At 64.2% G+C, this 16,840-nt stretch carries 14 protein-coding genes; 8 read left to right on the plus strand and 6 right to left on the minus strand.

Translation table 11 applies throughout. The features are described 5' to 3' along the window. Positions 1-26 precede the first annotated feature (26 nt). From F8237_RS10580 to F8237_RS10590, 3 genes are read left to right on the plus strand one after another with little or no spacing between them, the layout of a single operon-like run. Positions 27-1,079, plus strand: a complete 1,053-nt coding sequence (locus tag F8237_RS10580; RefSeq protein WP_151644392.1) for an Ldh family oxidoreductase — start codon at positions 27-29, stop codon at positions 1,077-1,079. A gap of 21 nt (positions 1,080-1,100) precedes the next feature. Next, complete coding sequence (locus F8237_RS10585) at positions 1,101-2,468, plus strand: LLM class flavin-dependent oxidoreductase (protein ID WP_151644394.1); 1,368 nt, start codon at positions 1,101-1,103, stop codon at positions 2,466-2,468. Positions 2,469-2,483: 15 nt separating this feature from the next. Beyond that, a complete protein-coding gene (locus tag F8237_RS10590) occupies positions 2,484-3,269 on the plus strand; it encodes a fumarylacetoacetate hydrolase family protein (RefSeq protein ID WP_151644396.1) in 786 nt (261 codons plus the stop codon). Between the two features lie 9 nt (positions 3,270-3,278). Here F8237_RS10590 and F8237_RS10595 read toward each other — a convergent pair whose 3' ends face one another. After that, entirely contained in the window at positions 3,279-3,734 is a 456-nt protein-coding gene (locus tag F8237_RS10595) for an Lrp/AsnC family transcriptional regulator (protein WP_151644398.1), read from the minus strand. Positions 3,735-3,887: 153 nt separating this feature from the next. Between F8237_RS10595 and F8237_RS10600 the strand changes: the two genes are divergently transcribed. Both F8237_RS10600 and iaaH read left to right on the plus strand, forming a co-directional pair. Further along, positions 3,888-7,337: an indolepyruvate ferredoxin oxidoreductase family protein gene (locus tag F8237_RS10600; protein ID WP_151644400.1), complete on the plus strand. Its 3,450-nt coding sequence runs from the start codon at positions 3,888-3,890 to the stop codon at positions 7,335-7,337. Between the two features lie 76 nt (positions 7,338-7,413). Next, the gene (iaaH, locus tag F8237_RS10605) at positions 7,414-8,832 is read left to right on the plus strand and encodes an indoleacetamide hydrolase (RefSeq protein WP_151644402.1); all 1,419 of its coding nucleotides are present in this window, start codon (positions 7,414-7,416) and stop codon (positions 8,830-8,832) included. A gap of 120 nt (positions 8,833-8,952) precedes the next feature. On the opposite strand, the gene F8237_RS10610 is transcribed toward iaaH, so the two are convergent. After that, positions 8,953-9,861, minus strand: a complete 909-nt coding sequence (locus F8237_RS10610; protein WP_151644404.1) for a LysR family transcriptional regulator — start codon at positions 9,859-9,861, stop codon at positions 8,953-8,955. Between the two features lie 141 nt (positions 9,862-10,002). On the opposite strand from F8237_RS10610, the gene F8237_RS10615 reads away from it, so the two are divergent. The 3 genes from F8237_RS10615 to F8237_RS10625 all read left to right on the plus strand — a co-directional run bounded on the left by F8237_RS10615 (position 10,003) and on the right by F8237_RS10625 (position 13,372). Further along, on the plus strand, positions 10,003-11,154 hold the full coding sequence (locus tag F8237_RS10615; RefSeq protein ID WP_151644406.1) for an HlyD family secretion protein: 1,152 nt from the start codon (positions 10,003-10,005) through the stop codon (positions 11,152-11,154). 110 nt (positions 11,155-11,264) lie between these two features. Continuing rightward, on the plus strand, positions 11,265-12,881 hold the full coding sequence (locus F8237_RS10620; RefSeq protein ID WP_151644408.1) for an MDR family MFS transporter: 1,617 nt from the start codon (positions 11,265-11,267) through the stop codon (positions 12,879-12,881). A 29-nt stretch (positions 12,882-12,910) separates the two neighbouring features. Continuing rightward, positions 12,911-13,372, plus strand: a complete 462-nt coding sequence (locus F8237_RS10625; protein ID WP_151644410.1) for a carboxymuconolactone decarboxylase family protein — start codon at positions 12,911-12,913, stop codon at positions 13,370-13,372. Positions 13,373-13,531: 159 nt separating this feature from the next. On the opposite strand, the gene F8237_RS10630 is transcribed toward F8237_RS10625, so the two are convergent. The 4 genes from F8237_RS10630 to F8237_RS10645 form a co-directional block, all read right to left on the minus strand. Then, positions 13,532-14,392, minus strand: a complete 861-nt coding sequence (locus tag F8237_RS10630) for a D-amino-acid transaminase (RefSeq protein ID WP_151644413.1) — start codon at positions 14,390-14,392, stop codon at positions 13,532-13,534. A gap of 224 nt (positions 14,393-14,616) precedes the next feature. After that, entirely contained in the window at positions 14,617-15,348 is a 732-nt protein-coding gene (locus F8237_RS10635; RefSeq protein WP_151644415.1) for an amino acid ABC transporter ATP-binding protein, read from the minus strand. Between the two features lie 12 nt (positions 15,349-15,360). After that, positions 15,361-16,053, minus strand: a complete 693-nt coding sequence (locus F8237_RS10640; protein ID WP_151644417.1) for an amino acid ABC transporter permease — start codon at positions 16,051-16,053, stop codon at positions 15,361-15,363. Positions 16,054-16,057: 4 nt separating this feature from the next. Next, positions 16,058-16,789 carry an amino acid ABC transporter permease gene (locus F8237_RS10645; protein ID WP_151644419.1) on the minus strand — a complete coding sequence of 244 codons (732 nt, stop codon included), beginning with the start codon at positions 16,787-16,789 and terminating at the stop codon, positions 16,058-16,060. Positions 16,790-16,840: the final 51 nt, after the last annotated feature.

The raw sequence follows: 16,840 nt of genomic DNA on the forward strand, positions 1-16,840 counted from the left end.
CCAAGGGCGACGACAGAGGGAACGCCATGCCGATCGTTACGGCCGACCGCCTCACGCGCATCGGCGCCGCACTGCTCCGTGCCGCCGGCGCCTCCGAGGAAGAAGCCGATGCGGTCGCCGTCGGATGCGTCAACGCCAATCTCGCGGGCCACGACTCCCACGGCGTGATCGCGGTCCCCACCTACATCGACCGCATCCAGGCCGGACACATCGTTCCCGGCGCCAAATGGTCCATCGTCCAGGAATCACCGACCACGACCGTGATCGACGGCCATTGGGGCTTCGGCTTCCACGTCAACGCCAAGGCGATGGCGTTGACGATCGAGAAGGCCAGGACGGCGAATGTCGCCGCCTGCACCGTGTTCCGGCAAAGCCATGTCGGCCGCCTCGCCGCCTATCCGCTGATGGCGATGCGCGAAGGCATGATCGGGATTGCAACCGCGGATTCCGGCCGCTCGCCGAAGCATGTGGCTCCGTTCGGCGGCAAGGAAGCACGGCTCGGCACCAACCCGATCTCGATCGCGGTGCCGTCCGATCTCGACGCACCGTTCTATCTGGACATGGCGACCTCGGCGGTCGCCGCCGGCAAGATCCAGCTCGCCGTCGCGCGCGGCGAGGACATACCCACCGGATGGATCATCGACGCCGAGGGACGGCACACCACCGACCCGACCCAATATCGCAAGGGCGGCGCGCTGCTGCCGCTCGGCGGCACCGAAGGTTACAAGGGCAGCGGTCTCGCCGCGATGGTCGAGGTGCTCTGCGGCCTGCTCACAGGTCTCGGTTTCGGCGTCGAGCCCACCGGGCGACACAATGACGGCTGCTTCATGGCGGTGTTCAACGTCGCCGCGTTCCGCCCGCTGAAGGAATTCAAGCGCGAGGTCGCCGAGTTCGCGCAGTACCTGAAATCGACGCCGCCCTCCGAGGGCAGCAAGGGCGTCTACTATCCCGGCGAGATCGAGGGACTGCGCGAGCAGCAGCGTCTGCGCGACGGCATCGAGATCGAGGATGCGACCTGGGACAAGATACGCGCGCTGGCGCGCGACTACAGGCTCGACACAGTGCTCGATCTGGCCTGACGGAATCGGGAGAACAGCAGCATGACGCGACAGATGGTCCTTGTCGGCTTCCTCCAGGCGCAGAACTGCACCAACTTGCCAAGCTCCTGGCGGCATCCGGACTCGCGCGCCGATTCGATGTCGGCGGATTATTACCAGGAGATCGCAAGGATCCTCGAGGCCGGCAAATTCCACATGGCTTTCTTCGACGATCGCCTGGCGATGCCGGACCGCTACGGCAACGACCACGCCCACACCGTGGAATACGGCATCCGTTGCGTGAAGATGGATCCGCTGATCGTGCTGACGACGATGGGCCTCGTCACCGAGAAGCTCGGCCTCGGCGCAACATGCTCGACCACTTACTACGAACCTTTCGACGTCGCCCGCCGTTTCGCAACGCTCGACCTGATGTCCGGTGGCCGCGCCGGCTGGAACGTCGTCACCTCGCTCAATGACGGCGAGGCGCTCAACATGGGGCGCGATTCCCATCCCGAACATGATTCCCGCTACGACAAGGCCGACGAGTTCATGGAGGTCGTGCTCGGCCATTGGGACACCTGGGAGGACGGTGCGCTCATCATGGACAAGAAGAGCGGCCGCTTTGCCGATCCGGCCAAGGTGAAGCGGCTCGATCACAAGGGCGCGGCCTTCAAGTCCCGCGGACCTTTCACCGTGCCACGCTCGGATCAGGGTAACCCCGTCATCATCCAGGCCGGCGCATCGGGCCGCGGCCAGCGCTTTGCCGGGCGATGGGGCGAGGTGATCTTCACCGCCGCACGCAACCTCGCGGGCGCCAGGGAAGGCTACGCGGCCGTGCGCAACGAGGCCGCAAAAGCCGGTCGCGATCCCGACCAGATGTTCCTCTGCAATCTGACGACGCCGGTCTGCGCCGCCACCAAGGCCGAAGCCGAAGACAAGATGGCGCTGATCAACAAGCTGCCGCTCGAGATCGACGCTCTGTCGCTGCTCGCCGAAGCGCTCAATTACGACTTCGCCTCCAAGGATCTCGACGAGCCGCTGACGACGGACGAACTGAAGAGCATGCAGGGCATTCTGGGCATCCGCGACGGCGTGCTGAAGAACTCGGGCAAGAGCAATCCGAGCGCACGCGACTTCGTCACCTTCTCCGGCCGTGGTCAGGTTCATGACGCCATGGTCGGCGGCCCCAGGGAGATCGCGGACAGGCTGGAGGAGATGTTCGTCGAGCGCGGCTGCGACGGTTTCGTCATCGCCGCGACTTACGTGCCCGGCTCGTATGCGGACTTCGTGCAGCACGTCGTGCCGGAATTGCAGCGGCGCGGCCTGTTCCAGAAGGAGTATCGCGGCAAGACGCTGCGGGAAAATCTCGGTCTGAAGCGGCCGGCCGCAGGCGCCTGGAAGGTGCAACCGCGCGATGCCGCGGAATAACAACGAGGACAGGACATGCGCTGGCTGAAATTCACCGCCTCGGACAAGACATCCTGGAGCATCGTCGAAGGCGACCGGGTGATTGCGGTCGACGGCGATCCCTTTGGCGAATGGCAGCGCTCCTCGCGCACCCATGCACTTGGCGACGTCAAGATCGAGCTGCCGCTGATCCCGCGCACCTTCTATTGCGTCGGTTTGAACTACCTCAAGCACCTGAAGGAGGCCGCCGACAAAGCGGGTACCGTGCCGGCCGTGCCTGATCGGCCCGAGATCGGCTACCGCGCCCAGAACGCGCTGATCGCGCATGACGAGGACGTCGTGATCCCGTCCTTTGCGACCGACAAGATCCACTATGAGGGCGAGCTCGTCGTCGTCATCGGCAAGAAGGTGAAGCATCTCACCAAGCAGAACGCGATGGACTGCGTGTTCGGCTACACCATCGGCAACGACGTCAGCGAGCGCAGCTGGCAGAAGGCCGACCGCAGCCTGTGGCGCTCGAAGAACGCCGACACCTTCAAGCCGATGGGCCCGTGGATCGAGACCGAGGCCGACCTCGCCAGGATGCAGACCGTCGTCCGGGTCAACGGCAAGGAGACCAACCGCTTCCAGACCAACGACATGATCTTTGGCGTGGTCCCGTTTCTGGTCGAGCTGACCAAGTATTTCACGCTGTGGCCGGGCGACGTGATCTGGATGGGCACCGATGGCGCATCGCCTGATATCAAGCACGGCGATGTCGTGGAGATCGACATCACCGGCGTGGGGACGCTGCGGAACAGGTTCGTGCGGAAGCAGCGGTAGCGATGCCGATCAAAACGGCAGCGCCACGCTGGTCTTGATCTCCTTCAGCACCACATTGCTGCGGACATGGCGGATGCCGGGAATGCGGAACATGAATTCGTCGAGGAAGCGGTTGTAGGCCGCCATGTCCTGCACGACGACGCGCAAATGATAGTCGGCGTCCCCCGTGGTCGCGAAGCACTCCAGCACCTCCCGGCGCTTCGTGACCCGCGAAACAAACTCGTCGACGAATTTGGTGTCGTGCCGCTCCAGCGAGACATGGAGAATCGCGGACATGGCAAAGCCGGCCTGCTCGCGCGCAATCAGCGCCGCATAGCCCTTGATCACACCGCTCTCCTCCAGCGCGCGCACCCGGCGCCAGCAGGCCGAGGTGGACATGCCGACCTCGTCGGCCAGCTGCTGGTTGGTGGCGCGGCCGTCTTTCTGGAGATGGGCGAGAATCCGCGTGTCCTGCTCTTCAATCATGAAGGCTCCTCAATTCGATCAAATCTACCGGACTTTAGCTCGATTTGCAAAATTCTACCGTAAATCAGGCCTGCAGGGGATAGATAGGTAAGACCTACCAGCCTCCCCGGCATACCCTTCCACCATCGGTCAGGATGCAGCGCGAGGTCCGCCATGGACGCCATTCCGTCACTCGATGCCTACGAGCTCTCGGACCGCTATGATCGTGACGAGGACCGCGTCTTCCTCACGGGCACGCAGGCGATCGTCCGCATCGCGCTCGACCAAAGGCGACGCGACCGTGCCGTGGGGCTGAATACCGCGGGCTTCATCTCGGGCTATCGCGGCTCGCCGCTCGGCGGCGTCGATCTCGAGCTCTGGCGCATCCAGGAGCGGCTCAAGCAAGACCGCATCGAGTTCCTGCCGGCCGTGAACGAGGACCTTGCCGCAACCGCTGTGCTCGGCTCGCAGCAGGTGGAGACGCAAGTCGACCGCGAGGTCGATGGCGTGTTCGGCCTCTGGTACGGCAAGGGCCCCGGCGTCGATCGCTCCGGCGATGCGCTCAAGCACGGCAACGCCTACGGCTCCTCGCCGCATGGCGGCGTGCTGGTGGTCGCCGGCGACGACCATGGCTGCGTGTCCTCTTCGATGCCGCATCAGTCAGACGTCGCCTTCATGAGCTGGTTCATGCCGACGCTACATCCGGCCGACGTCGGCGAATATCTCGCATTCGGCGAATATGGCTACGCGCTGAGCCGCTTCTCCGGCATGTGGGTCGGCTTCAAGGCGATCTCGGAGATCGTGGAATCAGGCGCGTCCGTCGAACTGCGCCCGCCGCGAATCTTCCGCACGCCCGACTTCACACCACCGCCGGGTGGACTGCACTATCGCTGGCCCGACCTGCCGGGTCCGCAGATCGAGGAGCGGCTGGAGGCGAAGAAGCACGCGGTCTACGCCTTCGCGAAGGCCAATCCGATCGACCGCCGCATCTACGACATTCCCAACGCCGGCTACGGCATCGTCACCACCGGCAAGGCACATCACGATCTGATGGAAGCGCTGCGGCTGATGGGCCTCGACGAGGCCGCCTGCCGCCGCATCGGCATCGACGTCTACAAGGTCGGCATGGTCTGGCCACTGGCGCTGCACGACGCCATGGACTTCGTGAAGGGCAAGCGCGAGATTCTCGTCGTCGAGGAAAAGCGCGGCATCATCGAGAGCCAGTTCAAGGAATATTTCTACGATTATCCCGGCAGCAAGCCCGAGCGCATGGTCGGCAAGCACGACGAAACCGGCGCCCGGCTGATCTCATGGATCGGCGAGTTGTCCCCGCGCGCGCTGGCTGGCGTGCTTGCGCGCCGGCTCGATCCGATGTTTCCGGGGCTCAATCTCGCCGCGCGGGCCGCCGCGCTGCTGCCGGAGGCGGCGCGCACGATCAACGTCCCGGGCGCGACGCGCACGCCCTATTTCTGCTCGGGATGTCCGCACAACACATCGACGAAGGTGCCGGAGGGCTCGAAGGCACTGGCCGGCATCGGCTGTCACTTCATGGCGAGCTGGATGGACCGCGAGACCTCCTCGCTGATCCAGATGGGCGGCGAAGGCGTGAACTGGGCCGCTTCGTCCAGATTCACCGGCCACAAGCACATCTTCCAGAATCTCGGCGAAGGCACCTATTATCATTCGGGCTCGATGGCCATCCGCCAGGCCATCGCGGCCAAGGCCAACATCACCTACAAGATCCTGTTCAACGACGCCGTCGCCATGACCGGCGGCCAGCCGGTCGACGGCCCCGTCAGCGTGCACGCCATCGCACATAGCGTCCGCGCCGAAGGCGTGATGCGCATCGCGCTGGTGTCGGACGATCCCGCGCAATTTTCGCCGGCGGACCTGCCTGATGGTGTCAGCATCCATCCGCGCGAGGAGATGGATGCCGTGCAGCGCGAACTGCGTGACGTCTCCGGCGTGTCGGTGCTGATCTATCAGCAAACCTGTGCCACCGAGAAGCGGCGCCGGCGCAAGCGCGGCCAGATGGCTGATCCAAAACGCTTTGCCTATATCAACGACCTCGTCTGCGAAGGATGCGGCGACTGCTCGGTCGAATCCAACTGCCTCAGCGTCGAACCGAAGGAGACGCCGTTCGGCCGCAAGCGCCAGATCAATCTGTCGTCCTGCAACAAGGACTTCTCCTGCCTCAATGGCTTTTGTCCGAGTTTTGTCACCGTCGAGGGCGCCACGCGCCGGAAGAAGAGCGCGAGCCAGATCGACGCGGTCGGCCGCGCCGCCACGCTTGTCCTGCCGCCCCCCGCATCGCTCGACCAGCCCTACGACCTGCTCGTGACCGGCGTCGGCGGCACCGGCGTGATCACGGTCGGTGCGCTGATCGGCATGGCCGCGCATCTCGAACGACGCGGCGTCTCGGTGCTGGACTTCACCGGCTTTGCGCAAAAATTCGGACCGGTACTGAGCTACATTCGCCTCGCGGCGTCTCCCGAGGCGCTGCACCAGGCCCGCATCGACCAGGGCGCCGCCGATGCGCTGATCGGCTGCGACCTCGTCGTCAGTTCCTCGCCCAAGGCGTCCGGCACCTATCGCCGTGGCACGCGTGCCGCCGTGAACACCGCGGAGATGCCGACCGGCGACGTCGTCCGCTTCCGCGACGCCGATCTCGCCTCGCCCGCCCGCCTGCGCGCCATCCGGCAGGTCATCGGCAACGACAATCTCGACACGATCAACGCCAACGCGCTGGCCGAACGGCTGCTGGGCGATGCCGTTCATGCCAACATCATCATGTTGGGCTTCGCCTGGCAGCGCGGACTGGTGCCGGTCTCACTGCAGGCGCTGCTGCGCGCGATCGAGCTGAACGGCGTCGCGGTCGAGCGCAACAAGCAGGCCTTTGCCTGGGGCCGGATTGCCGCCGCCGATCCCGACGTTCTGCCGAAGACGGACGAAGCGCCAGAGGCCAAGACACTCGACCAGTTCATCGCCCGCCGCGCCGATTTCCTCGGGGATTATCAGGACGGGGCTTATGCAGCGCGATATCGGGCGATGATCGAGAAGATTCGGAGCGCTGAAGCTCCGCTGAAGAGCGAGGCACTGACCGAGGCGGTTGCACGCTCTCTATTCAAGCTGATGGCCTACAAGGACGAATACGAGGTGGCGCGACTGCACATGCAGAGCGGCTTCCTCGACGAGTTGAAGCGCGAATTCGAGGACGGCTTCAGCGTGAAGTATCATCTCGCCCCGCCATTCCTGCCGTCCAAACGCGACGCCCGCGGCCGCCCCCGCAAGCGCGCCCTCGGCCAGTGGATCCAGATGCCGCTCGCGATGCTGGCGCGCTTGAAGGGATTGCGTGGGACGCCGTTCGATCCGTTCGGCTACACGGCCGAGCGTCGCGCGGAGCGGGAGCTGATCAGCTGGTATGAAGGCCTGATCGAACGAATGCTCGGTCAGCTCGACGCAGCGCGTCTGCCCGACCTCATTGCCATCGCAAAAGCGCCGATGGAGATCCGTGGCTATGGACCCGTGAAGGACAGCGCGATCGCCAAGGTGAGGCCCGAGGTCGAACGGCGACTTGCGAATTTGACGACGCTGGTGACACAAAAGATGCACGCCCACGGTTGACGAGGCGCCAGTGAGGCCTCAGCCTCGCGGCATCGAGGAGTGCCCTGTTGGCGCCCCTGCCATCGGATGACGCATCATGGATTTCGACCAGTTGACCCTGAGCCAGGCCGCCGCCGACGTCCGCGCCGGCAAGGTCACGAGCACGGCGCTCACGACGGAGGCTCTCGCCCGCGCAAAAGCCAAGGCCGACCTCAATGCCTTCGTCACCCTCGACGAAGCCGGCGCCTTGAAGGCTGCAGCCGCGTACGACGCGACAGGCGACAAGACAAAGCCGCTCGCCGGCGTGCCCATCGTGATCAAGGACAACATCGAGGTCGCGGGACTGCCTTGTAGTGCCGGCACGCCCGCGCTGAAGAATTACAGTCCGAGGGCCGACGCGCCCGTGGTCGCAAAGTTGCGGGCCGCCGGCGCGATCATCATCGGCAAGACCAACATGCACGAGCTCGCCTTCGGCATCTCCGGCTACAACACCGCGTTCAAGACCGGCGCGGAGTTCGGCGTACGCAACGCCTATGACCGCGCGCTGATCGCTGGCGGCTCCTCGTCAGGCACGGGCGCTGCGATCGGCGCACGGATCGTCGCGGGCGGGCTCGGCACCGATACCGGCGGATCGGTCCGGGTGCCGGCTGCGCTGAACGGATGCGCCTCGCTGCGCCCGACCCTCGGGCGCTATCCGCAAGGAGGCATCGCGCCGATCTCGCACACCCGAGATACCGCGGGCCCCATGGCAGCGACCATCGGGGACGTCGCTTTGCTCGACCGCGTCATCGCGGGTGGCGACGAGGTTACGCCGGCCGATCTGAAGCAGGTACGGATCGGCGTCGTGAAGCCGATGCTGACCAATCTCGACGCCGACACCGACGCTGCGTTCCAGGCGGCCGTCGCGAAACTGAAGGCGCAGGGCGTCACGGTCGTCGAGATCGAGATGCCGCAACTGGCCGAGCTCAATGGCCAAATCAGCTTTCCGGTCGCGCTCTACGAAGCCTATGACGATCTGGTCGCCTATCTCGATCATACCGGCACGGGCCTCAGCGTCGAGGCTCTGGCACAGGAGATTTCCAGCGCCGACGTCAAGGGCACCTATGATGGCCTGGTAATTCCGCGCAAACTCCCTGCCCCCGATGGCACACTGGTTGACGCCAAGCCGATCTACGACGCAGCGATCAAGACCGCGCGCCCCGCGCTGCAGGCGCTCTACGGCAAGACCTTTGCCGACAACCGGCTCGACACCATCGCTTTCCCGACCACGCCGCGCGTTGCCATTCCCTCGAATCCGGAGTCCAGCACGCTGAAGAATTTCGGCCTGTTCATCCAGAACACCGATCCCGGCAGCAATGCCGGCATTCCCGGCGTGCAGATTCCGATCGCGCTTGGCACCACGAGCAAATTGCCGATTGGCCTGGAGCTGGACGGTCCCGCCGGCAGCGATCGCCGCCTGCTTGCGATCGGCATGGCGCTTGATGCCGTGTTTGGGCGATTGCCGCCGCCGCACTGATGCTGTCGTAGGGTGGGCAAAGCGAAGCGTGCCCACCAACCTTAGCGAGATCGCGGAGAGATGGTGGGCACGGCACTTCGCGCCTTTGCCCACCCTACGGCACCGCCGCCGCGGCGTCGCTCACGCATACGGATTGATCAGCTTCTGCTGCTCGGCGCTGTGCTCAACCAGCATGTCGATGAAGGTCCTGACCTTCGCCGACAGATGATGCTTGTGCGGGTAGACAGCGTTCATCGACATCTCGACCGGTCGATACTCCGGCAACAGGCGCACCAGCCGGCCGGCGTCGAGATCGTCGCCGACCAGGAAGCCGGCCGCCAGACTGATACCTGCGCCCTGCAGCGCGGCCTCACGCAGAGCCTCGCCGCTGTTGGTGATGAGATTGCCGGAGACGCGCACCGAAGCCGGCGCGCCCTTGCGATCGAAGAAGCGCCACTCATCGAAGGGATAGTTGATGTGGCGCACGCAATTGTGCCCGGCGAGCTCTTCGAGCGTCTGCACGCGCCCATGCGCCTCGATATACGCGTGCGAGCAGCACAGCACGTGCCGCCAGGTCGCCAGGCTGCGCACGATCAGGCTCGAATCCGGCGGCGCGATCATGCGGAGCGCGAGATCGAAGCCCTCCTCGATCAGATCGACATTGGCCTCGCCCATGCGCAGATCGACCTTCACCTCGGGATAGGTCGCGAGGAATTCCGCCATCACCGGCGCGACGAACGGCACCATGTGCGTGGCGGTGTGGATACGCAGCGTGCCGCGCGGCGTCGACTGCAGTGCGCCGGCGATATCGTCGGCCTGTTCGAGATCGGCAAGGATCTGGGTCGAGCGATCGTAATAGGCCTTGCCGATCTCGGTGAGGCTCACCTTTCGCGTGGTGCGGTTGAGTAGCCGCACGCCGAGCCGGTCTTCCAGCGCCTGGACGTGGTTGCTCACCATGGTGGTCGACATGTTCAGCCGGCGAGCGGCGGCGGAAAAGCCGCCGTTTTCGACCACCCGGACGAAGGCGGTGAGGCTGGTGAAGCGGTCCATGGGTCAAGCTCCGGATTATCCGCTGTGGCTGGATAATGCTTCCATTTGTTCGGGGATTATCACAAACGGGGAGACAGCGCATCTTACCGTCACCAACAGCGCACCGTGCCGATCGGGGCGGTCGGGAACTCCGAGGATGCCATGTCAAACGCTTCTTATGTCGCTGAAACAAATGAAAGAATCCGTCTACGCCCGTCCCGTCAAGCGATCAAGCGCGCGGCCATCGGCCTTGCTCTGGCACTCGGGATCGCAGTTGTGGGCGACTACGGCTACGACTACCTCAGGCGCGGCCGCTACCTCGAATCCACTGACGATGCCTATGTGAAGGCGGATTCCACCATCATCGCCCCAAAGGTCTCCGGCTACATCGCCAAGGTGCTGGTCGGCGACAACGAGAGGGTCCGAGCAGGTCAGGCACTGGCGAAGATCGACGACCGCGACTTCAAGGCGGCGCTCGACCAGGCCCGCGCCGACGTCGCCGCCGGCGAAGCCTCGGTGCGCAATATCGACGCCCAGCTCGAGCTGCAGCAGCCGATCATCGCGCAGAGCACGGCCGATGTCGCGGCTGCCGACGCCAATCTGAAATTCGCGCAGGAGGAACGCGCCCGCTACGACGACCTCATGAAGTCGGGCTCCGGCACCATCCAGCGCGCCCAACAGACCGACGCGGCGCTCCGCGCCAGCAGCGCGCAACTACAACACGCCAAATCGGGCCTCCTGGCCGCACAGCGCAAGGTCGATGTGCTCACCACCCAGCGTGCCCAGGCCAAAGCCCAGCTCGACCGCGCCCGCGCGGTCGCACAGCAGGCCGCGCTGAACCTGTCCTACACCGAGATCACCGCGCCGGTCGACGGCACGGTCGGCGCACGCTCGTTGCGTGTCGGCCAATTCGTGCAGGCCGGCACGCAATTGATGGCGGTGGTGCCGCTCGATGCGGTTTACGTCGTCGCCAATTTCAAGGAGACGCAGCTGACGCATGTGCGTCCGGGCCAGTCGGTCGAGCTGCAAGTCGACAGTTTTCGTAATCGCACGCTCCGCGGCCATGTCGACAGCCTCTCACCGGCCAGCGGACTTGAATTCGCGCTGCTGCCGCCCGACAATGCCACAGGCAACTTCACCAAGATCGTGCAGCGCGTGCCGGTGAAGATCGTGCTCGACGACTACAGTCTCACAGGCCTGCTACGGCCCGGCATGTCGGCGGTGCCGACAATCGACACCAAGGCGACTGTGCTGGCCGAGCGCGAGACGGCCAAGCGGCTCGCCGACAACACGACACGCCCGAACGGCAGCTGAAGCCGGGAAGGCCGGCAGGACTATCAAGTCCGGCCGCCTTCCTTCGCTTCTCCGATCATCGAAACCATCCACCTAACGCATCCTGTCTCCATGCCCGAGACGAGGCTCCCATGAGCACGCTTCAACCGACCGTCAACGCCGCATCCGCCGCAGACATTCCCGCCCCCGTTGCTCCCGCGACGCCGGCGGTTTCGGCAAAAACATGGATCGCGGTCATCGGCGCCACGCTCGGCGCCTTCATGGCGGTACTCAACATCCAGATTGTCAACGCCTCGCTCGCCGACATCCAGGGCGCGATCGGCGCCGGCATCGACGACGGCGGCTGGATCTCGACCTCCTACCTGATCGCGGAGATCGTGGTGATCCCGCTCTCCGGCTGGCTCGCACAGGTGTTCTCGATCCGCATCTATCTGCTCACCAATGCCGTCTTGTTCCTGGTCCTGTCCGCTGCCTGCGCGCTGGCGCAGGACCTGCCGCAGATGATTGTGCTGCGTGCCGTGCAGGGCTTTACCGGCGGCGTGCTGATTCCGATGGCGTTCACGCTGATCATCACGCTGCTGCCGCGTGCCAAGCAGCCGGCGGGCCTGGCGCTGTTCGCGCTGTCGGCGACGTTTGCGCCGGCGATCGGCCCGACCATCGGCGGCTATCTCACCGAGAATTTCGGCTGGCAGTACATCTTCTATGTCAACCTCGTCCCCGGCGCGATCATGGTCGGCATGCTCTGGTACGCGCTCGACGCCAGGCCGATGAAGCTGTCGCTGCTGCGTGAAGGCGACTGGGCTGGCATCATCGCCATGGCTATCGGCCTATCCGCGTTGCAGACCGTGCTGGAGGAAGGCAACAAGGACGACTGGTTCGGCTCGCCCTTCATCGTCAAGCTGTCGGTGATCGCAGCCGTGGCGCTGGCCGCCTTCCTGATCATCGAGCTCACGGTGAAGAGGCCGCTCCTGAACCTGCGCCTGCTCGTGCGACGCAATTTCGGCTTCGGCATGCTGGCGAACTTCCTGCTCGGCGTCGCGCTCTACGGCTCGGTGTTCATCCTGCCGCAATATCTGTCACGCATCCAGGGTTACAATGCCGAGCAGATCGGCATGGTGCTGGCCTGGACCGGCTTGCCGCAACTGGTGCTGATCCCGCTGGTGCCGCGCCTGATGCGGCAGTTCGATGCGCGGATCATCATCGGCATCGGCTTCGTGCTGTTCGCCGCATCGAACTTCATGAACGTCACTATGAGCAACGATTATGCCGCCGACCAGCTGCTGTGGCCGAATATCGTCCGTGCGATCGGACAGGCGCTGGTGCTGGCGCCGCTGTCGGCGGTGGCGACCGCCGGCATCGAGCCTGAGAATGCCGGCTCTGCCTCCGGCCTGTTCAACATGATGCGCAATCTCGGCGGCGCCGTCGGCATCGCGCTGCTCCAGACCGTACTGACCAAGCGCGAGCAATATCATTCCAACGTGCTGACGCAGTCGGTCTCGGTGTTCGAGCAAGCGACCCGCACGCGGCTGGAACAGCTCACGCAATATTTCGTCAATCACGGCGTTCTCGACCGCGCCGACGCCGCGCATCGTTCCTACGTCGCGATCGGTCACATCGTGCAGAAGCAGGCCTATATCCTGGCCTTCAGCGACACCTTCTATCTGCTCGGCATGGCTCTGATCGTGGCGCTCACCGCCGTCCTCGTCCTGAAGAAGCCGGGCCAGGCTTCAGCGGGCGGAGCCCACTAACGTCAACCCAGCAAGCAAGGAGAACGACCATGAAACCCCGCATGAACTTCTACCAGGCCGCCCCCGACACCATGAAAGCGCTGATGGCGCTGGAAGAGCAGATCCAGTCTACGGGGCTCGAGAAATCGCTGATCGAGCTCGTCAAGATCCGCGCCTCGCAGATCAACGGCTGCGCCTTCTGCATCAACATGCACACCGAAGACGCCCGCAAGCGCGGTGAGACCGAGCAACGTATCTATCTGCTGAATGCCTGGCGCGAGTCCCCGCTCTACACCGACCGCGAACGCGCCGCTTTGGCCTGGACCGAGTCGGTGACGCTGATTTCCGAGACGCACGCGCCCGACGATGTCTACGAGCAGGTGCGCGCGCAGTTTTCCGATGCGGAGACAGTGAACCTGACCATGCTGATCGGGGCCATCAATGCCTGGAACAGGCTGGCGATCGCCTTCCGTGCAGTGCATCCGGCGAAGGTGAAGGCGTCTGTGGCGTAGGCGCTGACACATGGAGGCCAAGCTGCCTCTACATATTCAACTGTCATGCCCCGGCTCGACCGGGGCATCCAGTACGCTGCGGCTTCTCGAGTCAAGCACTCCTGTCACGGAGTACTGGATCGCCCGGTCAAGCCGGGCGATGACAGCTGTGGGGGCAGCTTAAACCGCCGTCGCCTTGGCGAACTCCACATAGATCTCGCGCAGGCGCGTCGCCACCGGGCCGGGCTTGCCGTCGCCGATCGTCTTGCCGTCGAGTGCGATCACCGGTTGCACGAAGGAAGAGGCCGACGTGATGAAGGCCTCCTTGGCGGCGAGCGCCTCGGCGACCGTGAAGGAACGCTCCTCGACGCGGAGCTGACGCTCTTCGGCAAGCGCGATCACGGCCTTGCGGGTGCAGCCCGGCAGGATCGCGTTGGAGTTCTTGCGGGTGACGATGACGTCGTCCTTGGTCAGAATGAACGCGGTCGACGAGCCGCCTTCGGTCACATAGCCATCCTGCAGCATCCAGGCTTCGCCGGCACCGGCTTCGGCCGCGGCCTGCTTCGCCAGCACCTGCGCCAGCAACGCCACGCTCTTGATGTCGCGGCGCTCCCAGCGGATGTCGGGTACGGTGATCACCTTGATGCCGGTCTTCGCCGAAGCCGCGTTGATGATGTCCTTCTCGGAGGTGAACATCACCAGGCTCGACTTGACGTCGGCCTTGGGGAACGGGAAATCACGCCCCTTGTCCGCGCCGCGCGTCACCTGGAGATAGACGAGACCGCTTGTCACCTTGTTGCGCGCGATCAGCTCTTTCTGGATCTCGGTGATGCGCTCGATCGTCTCCGGCAGCCTCAAGCTGATCTCGCCGACCGAACGTTCCAGCCGGGCCAGATGCGAGGCGTTGTCGACCAGCTTGCCGTCGAGCACGGCCGAGACCTCGTAGATGCCGTCAGCGAACAGGAAGCCGCGGTCGAGAACCGAGATTTTGGCCTCCGAGAGCGGGACGAATGAGCCGTTGACGTAAGCGATCGGGTCCAAGGCAGGTCTCCTGAAGGAAGGGGGATTTGGCGCTTATACGCGAATTGGGGGTGGCGATCACCCCTCAATCTGTCATTCCGGGGCATTCGCAAAGCGAATGAGCTTTGATGCGCAATTGCGCATCAGAGAATCCATTTCACCTCATGAACTGCCGCCCGATGGATCCTATGATGCGCAATTGCGCACCATAGCTCGCGCTGCGCGCGCCCCGGGATGACGACCGTCTAATGCGACAGAATCTTCGACAAGAACTTCTGCGCGCGGTCGCTGCGGGGCTTGCCGAAGAAATCCTCCTTCGCCGCGTCCTCCACGATCTCACCGCGGTCCATGAAGATGACGCGGTTGGCGACCTTGCGGGCGAATCCCATTTCGTGGGTCACGACCATCATGGTCATACCTTCACGGGCGAGGTCGACCATGACGTCGAGAACTTCGCTCACCATTTCAGGATCGAGCGCCGAGGTCGGCTCGTCGAACAGCATCACGATCGGGTCCATCGCGAGCGCACGCGCGATCGCGACGCGTTGCTGCTGGCCGCCGGAGAGCTGCGCCGGAAATTTCTGCGCCTGCTCCTTCAGGCCGACGCGCTCCAGCAGCTGCATGCCCTTGGAGACCGATTTGTCGTGCGGGCGGCCCAGCACCTTCTCCTGCGCAAGGCAGAGATTGTCGATGATCTTCAGATGCGGAAAAAGCTCGAAGTGCTGGAACACCATGCCAACGCGGGAGCGCAGCTTCGGCAGGTTGGTCTTGGGATCGTTGACCTTGGTCCCGTCGACACTGATATCGCCTTTCTGGAACGGCTCCAGCGCGTTGACGCATTTGATCAGCGTCGATTTTCCAGATCCTGAGGGACCGCAGACGACGACGACCTCGCCTTTGGTAACGCTGGTGGTGCAGTCGGTCAGCACCTGGAAGGTCGGGCTGTACCATTTGTCGACGTGGCTGATTTCGATCATGACCGACTTGCTCTAGCGGATGATGGCGATGCGCGCCTGAAGACGGCGGACGCCAAAGGACGCGATACAGGAGATGGTGAAGTAGACGATTGCGGCGAACAGATACATCTCGACCAGACGGCCGTCGCGCTGCGCGACCTTGCTGGCCGCGCCGAGGAAGTCCGTAATCGAGAGCACGTAGACCAGCGAGGTATCCTGGAACAGCACGATGGTCTGCGTGATCAGCACCGGCAGCATGTTGCGGAACGCCTGCGGCAGCACGACGTAACGCATGGTCTGCGCGTAGGTCAGGCCGAGCGCGCTGGCGGCAGCCGGCTGCCCCCGCGAGATCGACTGGATCCCGGCGCGCATGATCTCAGAGAAGTAGGCGGCCTCGAACATGATGAAGGTGATGAGCGAGGAGGCGAACGCGCCGACGCTGATCGGACGCGCCGCGCCGGTCAGCCATTGTCCGATATAGGGCACCAGGAAGTAGAACCAGAAGATCACCAGCACCAGCGGCAGCGAGCGCATGAAGTCGACATAGAGGCCGGCGATACGTCCGAGCGTCTTGTAGCCGGACAGCCGCATCAGAGCGATCGCCGTACCGAAGACGAGGCCGCCGAGCGCGGACAGCGCCGTCAGCATCAACGTGAAGCTCATGCCCTCGTAAAACAGATAGGGCAGCGCGCGGATGATGACGTCGAAATCGAAATTGCTGAACATGACGCTATTTCCCCGTGATGTAGCCGGGGATCGCGACATAGCGCTCGAGGAAGCGCATGGCGGTCACGACGACGGCGTTGACGAGGAGATACAGAAGCGTCGCGGCGGTGAACGCCTCGAACACCTGGAACGAGAATTCCTGCATCGAGCGCGCCTGTCCGGTCAGCTCGAGCAGGCCGATGGTGATGGCGACCGCAGTGTTCTTGATGGTGTTGAGAAACTCCGAGGTCAGCGGTGGCAGGATGATGCGGAACGCCATCGGCAGCAGCACGTAGCGATAGCCCTGTATCGTCGTCAGCCCAAGCGCGGTCGCGGCCATCTTCTGTCCGCGCGGCAGCGAACCGATGCCGGCCTGCAATTGCACGGCAACGCGCGCCGACATGAAGAAGCCGATGCCGATCGCCGCTGTCCAGAACGGCGCATTCGGCAGTTGCTTCAACCACAGGCCGGCGGACTTCGGCAGTAACTCCGGCAGCACGAAGAACCACAGGAACAACTGCACCAGCAGCGGCATATTGCGGAAGAATTCGACCCAGCAGAAGCCAAACCAGCCGGCAGCCTTGGACGGCAGCGTACGCATGACGCCGACGATCGAGCCGAAGATCAGCGCGATGATCCAGGCGAGCACACCCGTCTTCAGGGTCAGCACCAGTCCCGACAACAGCATGTCGAGATAGGTGCCGGTCCCCATCGGGTTCGGCTCGAAGAAAATTCCCCAGTTCCAGTGGTAGTTCACGTGTCCCCCGCGCGAACGCGCCAATCATAGGTAGCCCGGGCGCCTATGCAA

The organism is Bradyrhizobium betae, assembly GCF_008932115.1.
In the GTDB taxonomy this organism is placed as follows: Bacteria; Pseudomonadota; Alphaproteobacteria; order Rhizobiales; family Xanthobacteraceae; genus Bradyrhizobium; species Bradyrhizobium betae.